General features: G+C 30.6%; 18 protein-coding genes and 1 tRNA gene. 6 read left to right on the forward strand and 13 right to left on the reverse strand.

What is annotated here, in order from left to right; genetic code table 11:
- Nucleotides 1-288 precede the first annotated feature (288 nt).
- The 3 genes from can to B4E95_RS11600 all read right to left on the reverse strand — a co-directional run bounded on the left by can (nt 289) and on the right by B4E95_RS11600 (nt 2,989).
- Complete coding sequence (gene can / locus B4E95_RS11590; protein WP_291091654.1) at nt 289-933, reverse strand: carbonate dehydratase; 645 nt, start codon at nt 931-933, stop codon at nt 289-291.
- A 48-nt stretch (nt 934-981) separates the two neighbouring features.
- Nucleotides 982-2,526, reverse strand: a complete 1,545-nt coding sequence (locus B4E95_RS11595; RefSeq protein ID WP_291091656.1) for a SulP family inorganic anion transporter — start codon at nt 2,524-2,526, stop codon at nt 982-984.
- A 103-nt stretch (nt 2,527-2,629) separates the two neighbouring features.
- Nucleotides 2,630-2,989 carry a hypothetical protein gene (locus B4E95_RS11600; protein ID WP_291063372.1) on the reverse strand — a complete coding sequence of 120 codons (360 nt, stop codon included), beginning with the start codon at nt 2,987-2,989 and terminating at the stop codon, nt 2,630-2,632.
- A 189-nt stretch (nt 2,990-3,178) separates the two neighbouring features.
- Here B4E95_RS11600 and B4E95_RS11605 point away from each other — a divergent pair, with 189 nt between their 5' ends.
- The 6 genes from B4E95_RS11605 to B4E95_RS11630 all read left to right on the forward strand — a co-directional run bounded on the left by B4E95_RS11605 (nt 3,179) and on the right by B4E95_RS11630 (nt 11,130).
- Nucleotides 3,179-4,018: a hypothetical protein gene (locus B4E95_RS11605; protein ID WP_260509658.1), complete on the forward strand. Its 840-nt coding sequence runs from the start codon at nt 3,179-3,181 to the stop codon at nt 4,016-4,018.
- Nucleotides 4,019-4,202: 184 nt separating this feature from the next.
- Complete coding sequence (locus B4E95_RS11610) at nt 4,203-6,089, forward strand: S9 family peptidase (protein WP_181816291.1); 1,887 nt, start codon at nt 4,203-4,205, stop codon at nt 6,087-6,089.
- A 177-nt stretch (nt 6,090-6,266) separates the two neighbouring features.
- Nucleotides 6,267-6,968, forward strand: a complete 702-nt coding sequence (locus tag B4E95_RS11615) for a hypothetical protein (protein ID WP_291091658.1) — start codon at nt 6,267-6,269, stop codon at nt 6,966-6,968.
- A gap of 47 nt (nt 6,969-7,015) precedes the next feature.
- Nucleotides 7,016-9,196: an ATP-binding protein gene (locus B4E95_RS11620; protein ID WP_291091660.1), complete on the forward strand. Its 2,181-nt coding sequence runs from the start codon at nt 7,016-7,018 to the stop codon at nt 9,194-9,196.
- A 3-nt stretch (nt 9,197-9,199) separates the two neighbouring features.
- Nucleotides 9,200-9,754: a biliverdin-producing heme oxygenase gene (locus B4E95_RS11625; RefSeq protein ID WP_291091662.1), complete on the forward strand. Its 555-nt coding sequence runs from the start codon at nt 9,200-9,202 to the stop codon at nt 9,752-9,754.
- Nucleotides 9,755-9,861: 107 nt separating this feature from the next.
- Nucleotides 9,862-11,130, forward strand: coding sequence for an ectonucleotide pyrophosphatase/phosphodiesterase (locus B4E95_RS11630; protein ID WP_291091664.1), 1,269 nt, complete (start codon nt 9,862-9,864; stop codon nt 11,128-11,130).
- 98 nt (nt 11,131-11,228) lie between these two features.
- On the opposite strand, the gene B4E95_RS11635 is transcribed toward B4E95_RS11630, so the two are convergent.
- From B4E95_RS11635 to B4E95_RS11680, 10 genes are all read right to left on the reverse strand, one after another.
- Nucleotides 11,229-12,182 carry an EamA family transporter gene (locus tag B4E95_RS11635; protein ID WP_125350139.1) on the reverse strand — a complete coding sequence of 318 codons (954 nt, stop codon included), beginning with the start codon at nt 12,180-12,182 and terminating at the stop codon, nt 11,229-11,231.
- Between the two features lie 71 nt (nt 12,183-12,253).
- Complete coding sequence (locus B4E95_RS11640; RefSeq protein ID WP_038333632.1) at nt 12,254-12,868, reverse strand: deoxynucleoside kinase; 615 nt, start codon at nt 12,866-12,868, stop codon at nt 12,254-12,256.
- Nucleotides 12,869-13,058: 190 nt separating this feature from the next.
- On the reverse strand, nt 13,059-13,850 hold the full coding sequence (locus tag B4E95_RS11645) for a hypothetical protein (RefSeq protein ID WP_291074583.1): 792 nt from the start codon (nt 13,848-13,850) through the stop codon (nt 13,059-13,061).
- Nucleotides 13,851-14,618, reverse strand: a complete 768-nt coding sequence (locus tag B4E95_RS11650; protein ID WP_291074582.1) for a sulfite exporter TauE/SafE family protein — start codon at nt 14,616-14,618, stop codon at nt 13,851-13,853.
- A gap of 82 nt (nt 14,619-14,700) precedes the next feature.
- Nucleotides 14,701-16,017: a YCF48-related protein gene (locus B4E95_RS11655; RefSeq protein WP_291091666.1), complete on the reverse strand. Its 1,317-nt coding sequence runs from the start codon at nt 16,015-16,017 to the stop codon at nt 14,701-14,703.
- A gap of 71 nt (nt 16,018-16,088) precedes the next feature.
- Nucleotides 16,089-16,160 (reverse strand) — tRNA-Arg (locus B4E95_RS11660).
- 28 nt (nt 16,161-16,188) lie between these two features.
- A complete protein-coding gene (locus B4E95_RS11665) occupies nt 16,189-17,214 on the reverse strand; it encodes a hypothetical protein (RefSeq protein WP_291091668.1) in 1,026 nt (341 codons plus the stop codon).
- Nucleotides 17,198-17,785, reverse strand: a complete 588-nt coding sequence (gene pnuC / locus B4E95_RS11670) for a nicotinamide riboside transporter PnuC (RefSeq protein ID WP_291091689.1) — start codon at nt 17,783-17,785, stop codon at nt 17,198-17,200. Before pnuC ends, B4E95_RS11665 begins: the two co-directional genes overlap by 17 nt.
- Nucleotides 17,786-17,967: 182 nt before the next feature.
- Entirely contained in the window at nt 17,968-18,321 is a 354-nt protein-coding gene (locus B4E95_RS11675; protein ID WP_291091669.1) for an MmcQ/YjbR family DNA-binding protein, read from the reverse strand.
- An 85-nt stretch (nt 18,322-18,406) separates the two neighbouring features.
- Nucleotides 18,407-19,858, reverse strand: coding sequence for a SusD/RagB family nutrient-binding outer membrane lipoprotein (locus B4E95_RS11680; RefSeq protein WP_286495618.1), 1,452 nt, complete (start codon nt 19,856-19,858; stop codon nt 18,407-18,409).
- Nucleotides 19,859-19,876: the final 18 nt, after the last annotated feature.

Raw genomic sequence — 19,876 nt, forward strand, 5'->3', positions numbered from 1 at the left:
TACAAATGCACTACCGGTTATATCTTTAAAATTTTACTTAAATAATTGATTTTATAAAAAAAGTAATAATCTAATTTCTATATCATTATTGGCTTATCTATACTAACAGATGTCAATATTTGGCAAGATATTAATCCGAATGTATATTCTTTCACATGGTTATATTGGATTTTGAATTTTTTGATAATTATTTTTTATTCTTTATATGTTTAGAAATTATCAATTATAAATAAAAAGCCAATCCTTTCGAATTGACTTTAACCATTACTAAAAATCTTATCTAAAAAATTATTGAGTAATTTCTAATTGGAAAACTTGATCAAGTTCATCGTTAGAGTTTAATGAAACATCTAAATCATTTACCAATCCTGTCCCAACTCCATATACCCAACCATGAATATACAATTCTTGACCATTTGCCCAAGCATTTTGAACAATAGATGTTTTTGCTAAATTATAAACCTGTTCTCTTGCATTGATTTCTACAAAACGATCAAACCTTTCGTGCTCGTCTTCTATATTATTTAATTCGTCTTTATTAAATCGATAAACATCTTTGATATGTCGTAGCCAGTTATCAATTAATCCGACAGATGCATTACCCATTGCAGTTTTTACACCACCGCAACCATAATGTCCGCATACAATAACATCTTTTACTTTTAATACATTTACTGCATAATCTAACACAGATAACATATTCATATCAGTATGGACAACCATATTGGCAATATTACGATGTACAAAAACTTCACCCGGTTTTGCACCAATAATTTCATTTGCAGGAACACGACTATCTGCACATCCAATCCATAAAAGAGGAGGTTGCTGACCATCGGCCAATTTGCTAAAAAAATCTGGATCTAAATTTAATTTTGATTCAACCCAAGCTCTGTTTTTATCTAAAATATTTTTGTAATAATTGTTTGTCATTTTATTATGTTTTATTTGTTTGTAAAATAGTTAAAAATTGATTACTTATTAATGAGCTCCATCTACTAAAACGTAACCAAAAAACTCTCTGAATGATGATGGATTATCGACAGTCCCTCGTTCGGAAATCAATCGAATATTAATGTTATTATTTTTTGCTTTTACTTTAAATTCATCTAGATATTCAATAATATCATAATCTAAAATTCGTGTTTTACGAACATCTAATTCTAAGTTAGAACCAGGTTTCAAACCATCTAACTCTTTTACAATTGCACCACGGTTTACAAATGTTACCTCTTCAGCAAAATTCATATGGAAAACATTTCCTTCTTTTACCAACATAACGTGCGAGTTGTTGTAAGATTTGATTAACGAAACCACTACACCAACAATAAGACCTATGATGATTCCTTTTAATAAATCTGTTGCCAAAATTGCAATAACTGTTACTGCGAACGGAATTAACTGATCTTTTCCTAATTTTTTCATATCCAAGAATTGTTTTGGATTACCTAATTTATATCCAATAACCAATAGGATAGAGGCTAAAACCGCATTTGGAATTAAATTTAAAAACATTGGAATAGAAATTACACTTACTAATAATAAAATTCCATGTGTAATTGTTGATAATTTTGTTAGTCCACCACTCATCACATTTGCAGAAGAACGAACAATAACTTGTGTTACTGGTAAACCACCAATTAAACCCGATAAAGAGTTACCAATACCTTGCGCAATCAACTCTCTATTTGTAGGTGTTTGACGTTTTAATGGATCTAATTTATCTGATGCTTCTACAGATAATAGAGATTCTAACGATGCTACAATAGCAATTGTAAAGGCTACTTGCCAAACTAAAGGATTTGTTAATCCGCTTGCAAAATCAGGTGTTGTAAATTGACCAATAAAGTCAGAAACGCTTTCAGGAACAGGAACTTTTACTAATAGATTATGATCGATAGAAAATACTTCGTGATTGGTATCACCAATTGTAACTTGGTACAAAATACCGATTAATACAGCTACTAATGATCCTGGTAATAATTTGAAAAAGTTTGATTTTTTTCCTAAAATATTATCCCAAACAATCAAGATAAATAAAGAGATTGCTGTAATAATAATCGCTCCTGGCGTGATAAAATCTAAACTAAAATTACTAAAACTAAATGTTTCTGTATACCCTAACACTAACGGAATTTGTTTCAAGAAAATTGAAATACCAATCGCACACAACATTCCTTTAATCACCGAAGACGGAAAGTAATAACCAATAACCCCAGCTTTTAGAATACCTAGTAATATCTGAAAAATTCCGGCGATAACAACCGCCACTAAAAATAGTTCGTAAGTGCCCAAATCTGTAATAGCAGTTAATACAATAACGACCAAACCAGCCGCAGGACCAGAAACACCAATTTGGGATTTAGAAATAAGACCAACAACAATTCCTCCTACAATTCCCGCAATAATTCCGGCAAATAAAGGCGCACCACTGGCCAACGCAACACCTAAACATAAAGGTAATGCAACGAAAAAGACAACAATACTCGCAGGTATGTCCTTTTTCCAATTTTGAAAAAGATTCATAATAATTTTAAAATGAATTATTTAATAATTTAAAATGATAAAAATAAATTTGCAGCCCATTCAATAGATTTGAATAGAATGATGCAAAAAATCAATTAAAAAATTAAACTAATTCAGGAGGTGGAGTTGTCACACCATTGTCTAAAGACGCATATGGATTAGAATGATGAAAATCCGAATGTGTAGTTTGTTTAACATTAAAAAATGTAAACAATTTTATTTCGTGGAAATAATGTATTTTTTCTGTGATTTCGCTCGAAGAATTTTTCTGATTATTTTCTTCTTCAGTTGAAGTTTGAGAAAACAAAGCTTTTTGATCATTGTCAGAAGAATCTTTTTTGTCTCGTTGCTCCATTTTCATCTGATAATCTACATAAGCCGCTAACCCTTGCATATTCGTACTGAACACCAAAAGAAGCGTGAAAAAAATTCCGATGCTATGTTTTATCAGGTAGTCTTTCATTATGTCACAAAAATATATTTTAATTTTTAATTACAAAATAGAGGAGATCATTTTTAATAAATATTTATCATTTTATTTTATGACGCTTAACAATGTTTATTGATTTTAAATATTGCTAAGATATAAAATTGATATCATAAATCATTTTTACTCAATTTTTTTAAGAATAGATTTGCAAAAAGTTAAATTTTGAGAAAGTATATAAGTGTAATGTTTTTAGTTGCTTTGGTTGCAACTACTTTCGGGCAAGGAAAAAATAATAAAGGTAAATTTTATATTTATTGGGGTTGGAATCACGCGCAGTATACAAAATCAGATATTCAGTTCAAAGGAGATGGGTACGATTTTACGTTAGATAATGTAGCAGCTCATGACCGTCAAACTTCCTTTGGAATCAAGTATTTCAATCCAAGTTCTATGACGATTCCGCAATATAACTTCCGTTTAGGTTACTTTGTTTCGGATAATTGGAATATCTCTTTCGGGATAGATCACATGAAATATGTGATGGATCAAGATCAAGTTGTAAAAATGAATGGTCACATCAACACAGGTTCAGATTACGATGGAACATATAATAATGTCGATCAAAAATTGACAGAAGATTTCTTAACGTTTGAGCATACAGATGGTTTGAACTATGCTAATTTAGAGGTTCGTCGTTTTGATAATATTCAACATTTCCCAATTACAAAAAACGGAAAAGGAATCGATGTTAACGTAACAGCTGGTTTGGGAGCAGGGATTTTATATCCACGTTCTAACGTAAAATTGATGGGTAACGAACGTTATGATGAGTTTCACTTAGCAGGTTTTGCTACAGCTGCAATGGTTGGGATCAACTTTACTTTTTGGGATTATTTCTTTGTACAAGCCGAATTAAAAGGTGGATATGCTAATTTGAGTGATATTCGTACAACTGCAAACAAAGCGGATAAAGCAAAACAGGATATTGTATTCTCTCAACAAAATTTAGTTTTTGGAGCAATTATTCCAGTTTTTACTCATAAAAATAAGTTAAACTTTTAATTAAGTGGTTTAATATAAAATATATAGCCTAAATTTAAGAATCGATTAGACGATTTGAAAAAATTATTAGCGGAGACATCATTTAAGTACAATTTGTACTGGATGATGTCTTTTTTTATTTATAAATTTTACCTTTCTCCATAAAGAATTGTTACTTTTACAATTATTTAGATTTGAAATTAACATGAATAGATTTTCTGTATTAGTCGCAAGTATCTTGATATCGACAACAGCAATGGGACAAAAAGTAATGACGCCAGAACTTCTTTGGCAAGTAAAAAAAGTAGCTCCAGTTGGAGTAACGAAAGATCAAAAAAATCTGATTTACAAAGTAACTTCTACTAACGTAAAAACACAAGAAGACACATCGAAAACGTATATGATTTCGTTGGCAGGAGGAAAAGCTTCGGAAATCGAAGATTATAAAACGCTTTTGGCTGATGAATCGTTGAATAAATCTCAACAATATAAAGCAGAAACTGATAAAGTTAAATTACAAAAGGTTTTTGGTTCTGATTATTATCCAGAAATGGATAAATCAAATGTGCAGATTTATAACGAATTAAATTACAGACATTGGGATACTTGGAATGATGGTAATTACGATCATTTATTTGTATCAGAAAATAAAGAAGGTTCGACTAAAATTGATGTTTTAAAAGACGAACCATATTCAGTTTCAGAATTTGTTTGGACGCCAGATGGAACAAAAGTTTTGTATGTTTCTAAGAAGAAATTCGGAACAGATTACGCATTAAGCACAAATACAGATATTTATCAATATGATTTAGCAACGAAAACGACGAAAAATATCACAGAAGGAAAAATGGGTTATGACAATACACCAAGTTTTTCTTCTCAAGGAGATTTTGCGTTTTTGAGCATGGAGCGCGATGGTTACGAGGCAGATAAAAATGACTTAATCGTTCGTCGTGGTGATATCGAAATGAATATTACAAAACATTGGGATGGAACCGTACAAGGTTATAAATGGAGCAATGATGGTAACAAAATTTATTTCAATGCGCCAGTAGGAGGAACAATTCAATTATTTGAGGTTGATGTAAACTTCAAAATGAGAAAAATGCCTTTTATCAAACAAATTACAAAAGGTGATTTTGACATTGCAGACATCAAAGAAATTGTTGGTAATAAAGCAATTGTTACAAAAACAGATATCAATCACGCTGCAGAAATTTATGTAGTTGATTTAAAATCTGGAGCATTAACGCAATTAACAAACGAAAACAAAGACATCTTCGATAACATTGCGTTGAGTGATGTAAAAGCACGTAAAATTAAAACTACAGACGGAAAAGAAATGCATGCGTGGGTAATTTATCCGCCAAATTTCGATCCGAATAAAAAATACCCAACTTTATTATATTGTCAAGGTGGACCACAATCTGCTTTAACTCAATTTTATTCTCCTCGTTGGAATTTTCAATTAATGGCAGCGCAAGGGTATATTGTAATTGCACCAAACCGTCGTGGAATGCCAGGTCATGGAGTAGAGTGGAATGAGCAAATCTCGAAAGATTGGGGAGGACAAGTAATGCAAGATTATTTGGCTGCGATTGATGATATTTCGAAAGAATCTTATGTAGATAAAGATCGTCGTGGTGCTGTTGGTGCATCTTACGGAGGATATTCTGTTTATTATTTAGCAGGTATTCACGAAGGTCGTTTCAAATCTTTTATTGCACATAATGGTGTTTTCGATTTGAAATCGATGTACGGAACTACAGAAGAAATTTTCTTTACAAACTGGGATGCTGGTGGAGCTTGGTGGGAAACAAATAACAAAGCTGCGCAAAAAACGTATTCTAAATTTGATCCAAGTAGTACAGAATTAGTAAATAAATGGAATACGCCAATGTTAATTTATGTTGGAGGTCACGATTATCGCGTGCCAATGGGACAAGGACAAGAGGCTTATCAAATTTTACAATTGAAAGGAATCAAATCTCGTTTCATTTATTTCCCTGAAGAAAATCATTGGGTGTTAAAACCACAAAATTCTGTGATTTGGCATACAGAATTTTTCAAGTGGTTAAAAGAAACCTTGTAATTAAATTGATTTATAAATCATAACTATAATTTAAAAGTGCAATTTCTATAGAAATTGCACTTTTTTTATTTCTTTGAAAATCAATGACAATATCTAATAAACGAACCAATTATTTTTTAAAATTTTGTAGAGTAGAATAATCGTTGTAAATTCAAAACATAAGTCAAAACCCAATTTATGAGTAAGGATAATAACAAAATATATTTTTCGAATAGCCCATTTACAAACGGACACAAAGTAATAGATTTTGTTTGGAGTGCTCGCCTTGATGAAAATTTTGACCTTTGGATGGATCTTCATTTAGAGTCAGATAATTATGACGAAGAAGAAGAATATAAAGATGATTTGGATGAAATAGATGACATTTCTGAAGAGAATGCCGAAAAGCAACTTTGGATTAATTATGATCACGCAATTATCTCAAGTACATATTGGAACAATAAAGGAATAAAGATCGAAAATGATGCGCAATTAGATTTTAATCAACTCAATAAAAAAACATTCGAAATTGATCCTCTTCCAGTAAATCTTGACGAGTCAGAAAATCTTGCTTTTGGTATTTCGATGTTAGGAAATGACACGGTTGCTCAGCACGAAATTACGTTTTTAGACACAGAAGAATTTGGTGTTTTTGACATCAAATGGAAAGGAAAAATTGCCAATACATATTTGGGAGAAACCGATTTTGATTACGATTTTTATGTCTACATGAAGAACATAAAATTCAACGGAATCAAGGTTCATCCATCGTTAGAAAAAGAAAAAGTTACAGCGTTTTTTGAGAATCGTTTAACTCATTTTAATGATTTCGAATTAGTGGATACCGATGAATTAGAGTTGGAAAATTATATTCTGAAAATTAAAAGACAAGAAGATTAAAAAATAAATTTAACTTAGATTCATAATTACACTCCTAAACCATTTATATGACCAACCAAATCATCAAAAATTGTGAAGACGAAGAAATTCAGTTTCTCAACGAAATTCAACCTTTTGGATATTTGATAGGAATTCATAAAAATTCGCATCAAATTGAATTTTTTTCTCAAAATATTGATGAATTATTTGAAATTTCTACCGAAAAGATATTAAGTCAAGACATTAATCAACTTCATGATTTTGAGCTTGATTTTGACGAGGTTTTGAATTTAGAACAAGGTGATTTTTACCGAACTAATACAAAAGTTAATTCGAAAATTTATCATTTAACAGTCTATCATTTTGAGGAATTGATTTATTTGGAGTTAGAAGAATTAATTATTTTAGAAAACAGATTAGCCTATTATAATTTTTCTGAACAAATCTTGTACTCAAAGTCTATAAGCTCAACTTGGAATTTGTTAATTTCATCTATAAAGAGTTTGATTCATTACGAGAGAGTAATGCTATATAAATTTTTGGAAGATGGCAGCGGCGTTGTTATAGCGGAAGAAATTGATAATGGATTAGATTCTTATATGGGTTTGCGTTATCCAGAATTTGATATTCCTAAACAAGCACGTCAACTGTATTTAGAGAAAAAAAGCCGTTTGGTTGCAGATGTTAACAGTAAAAGAATCATTTTAATTTGTAATGTAAATTATCACAAAATTAACTTGAAGTACTCTTCTGTTAGAGCACTTTCTCCGATACATCTACAGTATTTGCGTAATGCTAATTGTGAAGCAAGTTTTTCTATTTCTATTGTAATTAACGAGAAATTATGGGGAATTGTAGCGTGTCAGAATTCTAAGCCAAAATTTATTCCAAATCAAGTTCGTTTGCAAACCGAATTATTAACGCGTCAAGCAAGATTGACTTATGTAAATTTTAAAGCAACTGAACGATTAAAGTTTCAAAATTATTTTAATGAAACAGCGATTAAACTCAAAGAAAATCTTTTAACAGAAGAAAATCTTCAGCAATCAATTAATAATAATCTAAAAGAGGTACTTAATCTTACAAAGGCAGATGGAATTGCATTGGTTAATTTTGACGATGTTTTTGTAGAAGGCGAAACGCCAGATAAAGAAGAAATTTTGAGAATAAAAGAATGGGCATTTAAAAGAAAATCAGCAGGTTTATTCACGTCGAATACTTTTAATCTAGATTATGGACAAGAGCTTAAGCTTAGTACAAATTCGGCTGGTGTAATGTTTTGTTTTCTAAATCAAACTTATGAACATTTTATAATTTGGTTCAAAAAAGAACAAATTCAAACCTTAAATTGGGCTGGAGAACCAAGTAAAATTAAAAATGTAGATGTTATAAATGGCAATGAAATACATAGTTTTTCTCCTCGAACTTCTTTCAAGATTTGGCAAGAGAACATAAAGAGTAAATCGTTTATTTGGTTAGATAAGGAGAAATATGTAGCGAAAGAAGTGATTAAGTTAATTATAGAAACACTTCATTTACAGTCGTTCAAAATTCATAGTTTATATGAACAGTTAAAAGAAATAAATGACGAATTAGACTCGTTTACCTATACAGTTTCTCATGATTTACGCACACCATTATCGGTGATGAAATTGAATTGTCAGATGCTTCAACGAAGTTTGAAAGATGATGAAATTAAAAATGATCGATTAAGAAGTGTTATTGAAGAAATTGATCGAATGACACAAATGATGCAGGATCTTTTGGCGTTGAGTAAAGCTAAAAAATCAGAAATTGTATTGTCTACAATCGAAACAAAACCAATCATAGAAAAGATTATACACGATGTTTTGTTGTATTATAAGATTAACAATACTGAAGTTGTTGTAAAAGAAATACATAATGTTTTGGGGGATAAAACAATGTTTTATGAGGTTTTTCTGAATATTATTGGTAATGCTATAAAATATTCATCTCAAGCAAAACACCCAAAGGTTGAAATATCATCTGAAATCAATAATAAAGAAGTTATCTTCAAAATAAAAGATAACGGAATTGGCATAAAAGAAGAAGATTATCATAAAATGTTCAAGCTATTTAGCAGAATGTCTAACACTGGAAACATTTCTGGAAACGGAGTTGGACTTTCGATTGCGCATAGAATGATGGACAGAATGAATGGTGATATATCTTTTGAAAGTAGAGTAGGAGAAGGAACAACTTTTATATTAACATTTAAAAAAATCTAACGAATGCTATCTGATTATTTAAAAGAAAAAACAGCGGTTTATCACAAAGAAATTGAAGATAAATTAGAGTCGAATAAATTGTTTAACAGCACATTTACAGATAAAAATTACTATAAAATGTTGCAGGTTAATCATATTTTTCTAAAATCTTATGAAGATTCTATCAAACAATTTTTGAATGACAAAGATTTAAAAAATTTAACGTTGACAAAATTGAACAAATTGTCTTTGATTGAACAAGATATCAATGAGTTGGGTTTAGAAGAATTGAATGTACCAAAACAATTCGATCTTCGAAATAGAGCCGAAGCAATTGGAGCTTTGTATGTGATAGAAGGTTCTATGCTTGGCGGAAATGTAATTGCAAAAACACTGAAAAAATATCCTTTTTTAGAGAATAAAGGTTTCAATTACTTTGGACATTATGGCGAAAACCTTGGTCAAATCTGGAAAACTTTTATTGGTTATATCAATCAAGAATTTACAACTGAAGAAGAACAACAACAAGTTTTTGAAGGTGCTAAAAAAGCCTACGAAGATTTGATAAGTTTTGCTTAACATATTATGAAACTGGTTTATTTATAAATAAGTTTTTTTATGGTTTTTCATGAAGATTTGACATTTTTTTAATTCATTCTAAGTATAAAACTTTTTAAATTTGAGGCATGAAAAAATCAATACTTAGTATATTTTCTGCAATTGTTTTAACGTTCTCAATTACAGCAAATGCACAAGAAATCGAAGAACAAATCGTAATTGAAAATCGTGTGAATGATGCTAAACAACAAGATAAACCTTATGTTATCTTGATTTCGGCAGATGGTTTTCGTTATGATTATGCTCAAAAACATGAAGCTAAAAATCTATTAGCTTTGACTAAAAAAGGAGTGAAAGCCGATGCTATGTATCCCTCTTTTCCATCGGTTACGTTTCCAAATCACTACACAATCGTAACAGGTTTAACACCTATTCATCATGGTTTGGTAGGTAATAATATGTTAGATATAGAAGTTGGTGATCGTTATTCATTGGGAAATAGGAATGCAGTTATCAATCCGAAATGGTACGGAGGAACGCCAATTTGGAATCTTGCAGAGCAGAACAAAATGTTAGCTGCTTGTTACTATTGGCCAGGTTCGGAAGCGCCTATTAATGGTATGTTTCCAACGTATTCGTACAAGTATTCGGAGAAATCACCAATTGATTATCGTATTCAGCAAGTGGTTAATTGGTTAGAATTACCAGCTGAAAAACGTCCACATTTGATTACGTTTTATTTTCCGGAAGTAGACCACGCAGGACATTCTTTTGGACCTGATGCGCCTGAAACAAAGGAAGCTGTACAGTTTGTAGATCAATCAATCAAGAAATTGAATGATGAGGTTGCAAAAACAGGTTTGAAAGTGAATTTTGTTTTTGTTTCTGATCACGGAATGACAAGAATTGATGATGAAAATCCGTTGAAATTGCCAATTAAAATTGATGAATCAAAAGTACAAGTTGCTTCAAATGGTTCTTATGTAAGTCTTTTTGTAAAAGATAAAAATGATATCGAATCAATTTACAAAGAAATAAAAGCAGTTCAGAATAATACGTTCGAAGTGTATAAAACAACAAATGTCCCATCTAAATATCATTTTGATAAAAAGAATGATCGATACAATCGTATTGGAGATATTATTTTGATTGCACATGCTCCAAACTATTTCTCAAACAAAAATGCACCGAAAGGTTCGCATGGTTTTTATGTAAAAGAAACGCCAGAAATGAAAGCGACTTTTATGGCTTGGGGACCAAATATTAAGTCTGGTAAAGAGATTAAAGTTTTTCCAAATACAGAAATCTATCCAATGCTTGCGAAGTTATTAGGTTTACCAATTCAAGAAAAAATTGATGGAACAAATCAATTAGCGAATAAAATTTTGGTGAAATAATTTAGATTTTACTCAAAATACAAAGCCAACTTATTACGAGTTGGCTTTTTTTGTGATTGAATTTTCATTGACTTATAAGAATATTCGTCATTTTGAATTTATTTTTTCTTAAAATTCAGATTTGATATAATAATAGCAAAAATAATAACGGCGATTCCTGTCCATTGTATTGCGAGTACTTGTTCATGTAAAAGCACAAAAGCCATGGTTACTGAAACGGGTAATTCTAACGAAGAAACAATACTTCCCAAACCTAATCCTGTGTGCGGAAAACCTTTGTTTAAAAGAATAGGAGGTAAGACAGTTCCGAAAATTGCCAACGGTAATCCCCAAGTATAAAAAATGCTAAAATTGAATGCATGAATTCCATTTACATCATTTGAAAAGTTGTTGTAAAAGCTCATTAAACCATCAAAGTAATAAGGTCCGATTTGGCTAAAAAATAAAAATAGAGACACAATAATAGAACCTCCAAAAAGCATCCACAAACTTTTTTTATAAGCCGGTAAATAATTAGCCAAACTATTCGATGTAAACATGGTAGCCGTAAAAGAACAAGCCGCTAAAAATCCCCAAAACAATCCTTTAGGATTTAATTCGACTTCTTGGTTGATTAAATTTGTTGCCAAAACAGTTCCAAATAATACCAAAACCATTGCAATTAATTTTTTGGCAGAAGGAAATTGTTTACCCAAAATACTCTCAACCAAAATACTAATCCAAACCGTTTGCATCAACAATACAATTGCGATTGATACATTGATATATTGTACCGCTAGATAGTAAAATAAACTTGTGAAACCTAACGAAGTTCCAGCAAGAATCAACCTTTTTTTATCTTTTTGTTCAATCTTTGGTAAATCTTTTTTACTCATCATAAATAAGTTGATGATTCCCAAAATCAAAATTCCTAATACAAACTGAGAAGTTGTTACCTCGGCAGTCGTATAGCCTTGATCGTATGCAATTTTTACAAATGTTGCTAACATTCCGTAGAAACTAGCACCCATTGCAACGAACAAAACTCCCTTCAAAATACTTTTATTTTCCATAATTTTTTACGCAGAAAAACGGCCTGATTAAATTTAAAATCAAGCCGTGCAAGTTACTTTATTTTTTCTGACTAAAAAAGTCCGTTAATTTCTCCTTCTATTTTATTGAAAATGAATCCTAAATCTTCTTTATTTTCAACAAAATCTAAATTGTCCACGTCGATTACCAATACTTTTCCTTCTTTATAATTCGAAATCCACTTGTCGTATTTCTCGTTTAGACGATTCAAATAATCAATACTAATCGAATTTTCGTAATCGCGACCGCGTTTCTGAATTTGCGAAACCAATGTAGGAATTGAAGCTTTAAGATAAATCAATAAATCTGGTGCTTCTACAAAACTTGTCATCAAATTAAAAACACGCAAATAGTTGTTATAATCTCTTGTAGACAATAATCCCATATCGTTCAAGTTACTCGCAAAAATATGCGCATCTTCGTAAATTGTACGATCCTGAATAATGTCTTTTCCGCTTTCTCTAATCTCTTTTACTTGATTAAAACGGCTTCCTAAGAAATAAATCTGAAGATTGAACGCCCATTTTTCCATGTCGTTGTAAAAATCATCCAAATACGGATTCATTTCTACATCTTCAAACTGAGCTGTCCAGTTGTATTGTTTTGCTAAAAGGTTTGTTAGAGTAGTTTTACCTGCTCCAATATTTCCGGCTATGGCGATATGCATTTTCCAATTATTTTAACGTTTGCAAATATACTAAAGCTTAATTTTCAAAACAAAATCTAAGCAAGTGACTCATAGAAAAATCTTTTTTTAGAAAAAAATTATTCCGATTGATTTATGAATTTTTATTCAATTATAAATTAAAAATAAATAAGGATTAGTAATTAGTTTTAATTGATTAAATAGCTTATTATTAATCGTTTGTACTTAAAATAGTATAAGTGTAAATTTTATTTTCGACCAAAGTATAAAGATTTTTTTCGCTAAGTGCAAAACTTTTTACATTTTCTAAATCAATAAAAGTCGTCAAATTTTGATTGATAATGTTTTTTGATATTAGCTTATTGTCATTTATATATAAAATAACATCTTTATAAAAATAAAAAGGTTGCTGATTAGTGTCAAATTCAAAATTAGATTTGAAATTTCCATAATCATCGTAAACATAAATCGTTTTATGACCTTTTAAATACACCAAATTTTTGTACACATGTATTTTATCGATTGATTGATCATTATGTTTTAAATAGATTTGTTTTGATGTCAGAATTGGTTTTTGCAATTGATAATTATAGTAAACAATTTTATTCCCGATTAAATCATAAAACCAACAAAATTGTGTGTCAACAACTTTTAATGCAGCAGGCATAAAATCGTTTGATTTAATCTTTACAATATCCTGAATAGGATTCAAATCTTCGTCTAAAATAGTGAGTTGATTAAAATTTGAATACACATAAGCTCGAAGTGGATTATTGACATCAACTGAAGTAATAATATTTTTGAGATCAATCCTTTTGTTCTTTTTTGACTGAAATATTTTTTCAATTCTAGTATTTGAAATCAAATAAATCGAATTATTTAGATCAGTATCAATTGATTTGATTGTTTTATTTTCAATCAAAACTGAATCTTTTAACTCAAACTTTTGAGAAAAAACAGTGATAAATGCAGAAACAAAAATAATTGAAAAAATGGTTTTCATTTACTTGAAAATTACTTCATAACCAAATCTACAAATTGAGAGTAGGATTACCAAAATAAATATGTATCGAATAAATTTATTCCCTTTGTTGATGGCTAATTTTGCTCCAATAAAACCTCCTAAAGCGTTGCAAATAGCCATTGGTAAAGCTATTTTCCAGATAATTTGCCCTTTGATTAAAAACAAACAAATCGAACCAAAATTAGTCGCTAAATTGATCAGTTTTGCATTAGTATTAGCTTTCAAAAAATCCATACCAAGAAGTGTTACGAATCCCAAAATAAAGAAAGTTCCAGTTGCAGGACCAATAAAGCCATCGTAAAAACCAACTGCAATACTCACAATACAACCATTGATAATCGCAATGTGGTAAGGAATTTTACGCTCGGTTGCTTGTCCAAAATCTTTCTTGAAAATAGTGTAAATGGCTAAAACAATCAAAATGATTAACAAAACAGGCTTCATAAAATCATTATTGATAACCGTTAACAATTGCGAACCTAAAAAAGCGGATACAAATGCACATATAGCCATAATAGCAAAAAGTTTCCAATCTATTTTTACCTTTTTTAGATATTGTGAAGTTGCTAAAGCTGTTCCACTAATTGCTGGAATTTTTAGCGTTCCGATTATTGTTGAAACAGGTAAATTAGGTAAAAAAGCAAGTGATAATGGCGTTTGTATTAATCCACCACCACCAACAATAGAGTCGATGAAGCCAGCGCAATAAGCTGCCATGCATAAATAGAATAAAATCTCGATTTCCAAAACTGAAAAATTTTGGCAAATGTAGAAATAGAAAAGGACAAAACCTTGGTTTTGCCCTTTCTAAAATTTTATAGGATGTAAATTATTTTACAATAAACTTCACTGTTCCATAAGCACCATCAGCATAAGCTACGCGAGCATAGTATACACCAGCTTTTAATGCAGAGATATTAACATCTTTAGATTGTACTTCTGAAAGTTTTCTTCCTGTTAAATCTCCAACCAATACGCTTTTTATTTCTTTGTTTGAAATAACATTAAGTGTACCACCATTTATAACAGCTTTTAATTCAACTTTTGTTGCTGTTTGTTCTGTCGTAGCTAATGAACATCCTGGAATATCATTTAATTTTAAAACTCCACCTGTTCCTTTTGTATCTGAAGTGAAATGACCTACCCAAACAGATTTACAATCATAAGCTCCGATAAATAATCTTTGTTGACCATCATCAATCTTAGTCCAAGTTTTACCATTATCTTTAGAATAAGCAGATCCTACACCTAATTCTGAAGTTGAGCTAAATCCTGTTGAAAGGAAGATTCCATTAGATCCAGGGATATATGAAATATCTCCATCATAATAACTATTTGATGACATAACATCCCAGTTAGCTCCACTATCTTCAGTGAACCATAATACAGCTGTATTATCTACTAACAATCCATATTTAGATGAAGAAAAGGACATGCTAGCACTTGAGTCTTCACCTGAAAAATCATCAACAGGAGACAAGTAAGATTTCCAAGTAGCACCTCTATCATTTGTATGTAAAATTCTACCAGTATTTGAAGTTAACCATAAATCTTCTCCTAAAAATACTCTACCAGCTACATATCCATATTCAGTACTAACTAAAGTTGAAGGTGCAGTACCTAACGTACTCCAAGTATTTCCTCCATCTGTAGTTTTGTACATTTCGTATTTACCATTAATAGGATCTCCAATAACCAAACCATTATTTGCATCAAAGAAATGGATGATATTTCCGAAAGAACTAGTTCCAAATACTCCTGAAACTTTAGCCCATGATGTTCCGCTATTTGTTGTTTTCCATAAACCATTTGCAGCTCCAGAACCTGACGCAGGAGCTGTTACAATAAATGCTGTTGTGCCATTTACAGCTCCAACATCTGATATTAAAGCATTTGAAGGTAAATTAGATACTAAATTAGCTTTCCAAGTTGATCCTCCATTAGTTGTTACTCCTACATATTTAGGATATGTTTGAGTACCAGCTCCATCAAAATAAGTAATCCATGCTGTATTAGGATCTACAATAGAGTATTCTCTTGCTCCAAAAGATTGTAATGGAATACCACTATTTTGTGTTGTATAAGTTTGACCAAAAGATACAGCTACTGCTGCTATCGATAAAAGAGATAGTAATTTTTTTCTCATAATAACGTGTTAATTAATAATTAGTGATATGCTAAACTATGAAAAAAAAATTGCAAAAAAAAATAAAATAGTGACCACGAAGGGATTCGAACCCTTACTGTCAGAACCGGAATCTGATATTCTATCCATTAAATTACGCAGCCAAAAGTTTTGCAAATATAGATAAATAGACTATTTGAGCTGAATATTTTGTCTAAAATTTCGGTGTTGAGTTGCGGTAAAATAATCTCTGAAAATTTGATTGATTTCTTCATTGATTTTTGAAGCTTTAATTCCAAGTTGTGGATAAATTTCAATGATAAATTGAGTGTTTTTTTCAACAGTTTTTATTCCAAACGAATGAATTTCAGTTTCGATTTCTTGTGAAATAGGAGAATTATTTACTAATAAGTTTTCTATTGTTTTAGCAAACTCAATAGTTTTCGAAGTTGATTTAATAACGAAATGTTCAAAATCTGTTTGTTTTTGGTAATTAATAATCTCTAAACTTTTTTCGATAAAATGTTCAGCCATTCCAAGATAATTTACCAATAAAGTTAAATCAGCAAATATTCGGAAAGGTATTTTTTCGACCAAATCATCACTATAAAATTGATTATAAATAAAACTATAATCTTGATGAACGATTTCATTTTCTACTTCAAAACTATGAGAAGATGTTGCAACCATTCCCATTGATTTCCAAGTTGAAATTAATTTAACTTGAGATTGATTTAAAATAAATGACAAAAACTTTGGTTCACCATTTTCATCCAAAATCTCTTTTCCATCTTCGATTATTTTCGCATTTAATGTAAAATGAGTGAGATAAGGAGCGCCAGTTGCATAATGCCACAAACCGTTTATGATATATTTATCTCCAACTTTTTCAGCAGTTCCACCAAGCATTCCGCTTCCTCCAAAACACGTTTTTTGTGAAGAGAATAAATTAGAAGCAACATCAGGTTTTAGATTTCGAGAAAAATAATTTGCACCACTACAAAGCGTTATAAACCAACCTAAACTTCCGTCAATTTTAGCAACAGATTGTAAAACTTTTAATCCTTCGGAAAAATGTAAACCAAGTCCATTGTATTGTTTAGGAACCCAAATATTCAACCAATTTTGAGTGTAAATATGATCGAGAACTACTTGATTAAACGATTCTTTATTTAATAATTGTTGTCGAAGTTTGGGAATATCAAGCATTTTTTTCATTCAAAATTTTTCTCCAATTAAAATATCCAGAAATCGCTACGCAGAATAAAATCAACGATAAAATAGCGTATAAATACAAATCTTTGTGAATCATTAATGGAATTGAAATAATGTTACTAATATTCAACAAAATCCAATTTTCGAGTTTACGTTTTGCCATTAACCACATACCTGCCCAAGCAAATGCGCTTACGATTGAATCCCAAATTGGTACATCAGAATCGGTAAAATGTGTAAGTGCTAAATAAAAAATGGTAAAACTACTCAAAACAATTCCTGTTACAATTCCCCATTCTTTTTTGTTGGCTGTTGAAATTTCAATTTCGTGTTTTTGTTGTCCAAATTTCCAATACAACCAGCCATAAATGCTCATTACTAAATAATAAATATTAAGTGTGAATTCGGCATATAGCTTAGAATTGAACATGACGAAAAGCGATAATGTAATTCCTGCAATTCCAAATAAATAATTTTTTGGATTGTTGAATCTCGCCAATACGACTTGAAAAATAGAAAAAGTGACACCCAGCCATTCGAGCCAAGTTGTTTGTAAAATAATTTCCTTCATCATAATTTGTTTTGATGAGGAGATAGAAGTTATTGCTAACATCAATTCCTCCGCCAGCATTATCTGGATCAGGTATAGAACAAAATTGTTCTTGGGTATATTCTCAGCTTTTTAGCACCCCATTGAAAGACAAAGATGATAATATCTATATAAATAACCTAAAAATATTAAGAATTAAGTTTAAATTATTCTTTAAGTAACTCAGGACGTTTGGATTTTGGTAAAGTTAAGATGACTAAATTGTAAGAATCTTTTATCCATTCTTTGATTTGAATGTCTTTCACGTCTTGATGAATTTTAACGGTATTCCAATGCTTTTTGTTCATGTGATAACCAGGAATTACAGCTTCGAAAGTTGCACGTAATTCGATTGCGTTATCTGGATCACATTTGATATTTACAGAATCAAAATTGTCAATATCACAAAGGCAAAACATTTTTCCAGCGATATAAAAGACCAAAGTAGATTGATCAAAAGGAAATTTTTCTTCGACCAATGGAAGTCCTAAACAAAACTCTCTTAACTCTTCTATATGCATAAAAATATTTTTAGTGAAGATACAAATAAAACGAAAACGACCTTAATTACAAGGTCGTTTTCTATTAAATGTGGAATGTATGCAATTAATTTACATCCCACCAAACACGCGTATTGATGTTATCTGGTCCCATTTGTTGAAGTGCGTTCTGATAGCCTTCTGGGTTATAATTTCTAACACTTGTTGGATAAAGCATACGACGAGGCATTTTTTTATCATTCAACATGGTAGAAGTTGTCGGTAATTTTGGAAAACCAGTTCTTTTATATTCAAACCATTGTTGGTAATCTGTAAAGAATAAAGCAAAATATTTTTGATCGATGATACGTTCTAACGTATTGTTGTATTTAATTTTTTCTTGTGCCATAAATTCAGCAGTAGGCTCGATATTCGTCCATAATTGTACAGCAGCTTTTACAGCTTTATCATAATGAGTTTTTGCATCACCACCTAAACCTTTTTGAGCCATTTCAGCTTTTATAAACTCAACTTCAGCATAAGTCATTAATGGAATTTTCATCGGAGCGATAACAATTGCATTGTTAGGAGATGACGGATTGAATTTGTAATCAGAACTATTTCCTTCGTAAGCTGCAGGAACTCCTTTGTAACCTAATGAAGAACCATCCAAATTAGAAGCTTTATTGACTAAAATTGGTAAACGAGGATCATTAGTTTCATTCATTTTATCAATAAAAAATGTTGTGAATGTTCGGCTATCTCTATAATCTTGTGCTCTTGGCCAAGGAGATAAACTTGGTGCTAAACCAGAAATTTGTAAAATAGCAGATTCTGATTCACTTTCGAAAATAGGATAAGTTGTCGGATTATCAATTATTTTTTTAAGTTCTGTTAAGGCAGATGCATCACGATTCGAAATTCTTAATAATAATCTCATTTTAAGAGAATTTGTGAATTTTTTCCAACGTGTTATATTGATGTTTTTTTCACTACTTGGGAATAAAATATCGGTACCATATTTTAGACCTAAATTAGTTACATATAATTGATTTGCTTTCTCTAAATCATTTAATAATTGCTTATAAATATCTTGTTGTGTATCAAATTTTGGTTTTGTAATTCCTTCTTCTGCTTTGGCTGCTTGAGAAAAAGGAACATCGCCAAACATATCGGTTAAATTAGAAATAACTAAAGAACGAAGCGTTAATGCAATTGCTTGATAATTGACATCTCCAGCTTTTTGCGAAACTTTTAGCATTTCCTCCAAATTAACAAGATTTGTGTAGGCATTATTCCAAGTCGAATTTCCCGTTCCTGTTGTTACATCATAACGATGAAGTCCCATTGCATTGCTTGGATAAGGAATATGAACTTGCATCAATTGAGCTGTAATATCGTAGTTTTTTAAAACATTATTTTCAGCCAAATCATAAAGAACAGGATTTAAAACAGAACCTGAATTAATTTCTGTGATTAAGTTTGGATCTTCATTTGCTTTCTCAAAATCGTTTGTACAAGAGAAAACAGTTGAAATTATAGTGAAGGCAAAAAATAGTTGAATTGAAATCTTTTTCATTTTAATAAATTGAATGTT

This window comes from Empedobacter sp. UBA7494 (assembly GCF_002478465.1).
GTDB lineage: Bacteria > Bacteroidota > Bacteroidia > Flavobacteriales > Weeksellaceae > Empedobacter > Empedobacter falsenii_B.

Excerpts from the sequence above, each read along its gene's own strand:
- can (WP_291091654.1), bottom strand. The coding sequence starts at position 933 with ATGACAAACAATTATTACAAAAATATTTTAGATAAAAACAGAGCTTGG.
- B4E95_RS11595 (WP_291091656.1), bottom strand. The coding sequence starts at position 2,526 with ATGAATCTTTTTCAAAATTGGAAAAAGGACATACCTGCGAGTATTGTT.
- B4E95_RS11600 (WP_291063372.1), bottom strand. The coding sequence starts at position 2,989 with ATGAAAGACTACCTGATAAAACATAGCATCGGAATTTTTTTCACGCTT.
- B4E95_RS11610 (WP_181816291.1), top strand. The coding sequence starts at position 4,203 with ATGAATAGATTTTCTGTATTAGTCGCAAGTATCTTGATATCGACAACA.
- B4E95_RS11615 (WP_291091658.1), top strand. The coding sequence starts at position 6,267 with ATGAGTAAGGATAATAACAAAATATATTTTTCGAATAGCCCATTTACA.
- B4E95_RS11620 (WP_291091660.1), top strand. The coding sequence starts at position 7,016 with ATGACCAACCAAATCATCAAAAATTGTGAAGACGAAGAAATTCAGTTT.
- B4E95_RS11625 (WP_291091662.1), top strand. The coding sequence starts at position 9,200 with ATGCTATCTGATTATTTAAAAGAAAAAACAGCGGTTTATCACAAAGAA.
- B4E95_RS11630 (WP_291091664.1), top strand. The coding sequence starts at position 9,862 with ATGAAAAAATCAATACTTAGTATATTTTCTGCAATTGTTTTAACGTTC.
- B4E95_RS11635 (WP_125350139.1), bottom strand. The coding sequence starts at position 12,182 with ATGGAAAATAAAAGTATTTTGAAGGGAGTTTTGTTCGTTGCAATGGGT.
- B4E95_RS11640 (WP_038333632.1), bottom strand. The coding sequence starts at position 12,868 with ATGCATATCGCCATAGCCGGAAATATTGGAGCAGGTAAAACTACTCTA.
- B4E95_RS11645 (WP_291074583.1), bottom strand. The coding sequence starts at position 13,850 with ATGAAAACCATTTTTTCAATTATTTTTGTTTCTGCATTTATCACTGTT.
- B4E95_RS11655 (WP_291091666.1), bottom strand. The coding sequence starts at position 16,017 with ATGAGAAAAAAATTACTATCTCTTTTATCGATAGCAGCAGTAGCTGTA.
- B4E95_RS11665 (WP_291091668.1), bottom strand. The coding sequence starts at position 17,214 with ATGAAAAAAATGCTTGATATTCCCAAACTTCGACAACAATTATTAAAT.
- pnuC (WP_291091689.1), bottom strand. The coding sequence starts at position 17,785 with ATGATGAAGGAAATTATTTTACAAACAACTTGGCTCGAATGGCTGGGT.
- B4E95_RS11675 (WP_291091669.1), bottom strand. The coding sequence starts at position 18,321 with ATGCATATAGAAGAGTTAAGAGAGTTTTGTTTAGGACTTCCATTGGTC.
- B4E95_RS11680 (WP_286495618.1), bottom strand. The coding sequence starts at position 19,858 with ATGAAAAAGATTTCAATTCAACTATTTTTTGCCTTCACTATAATTTCA.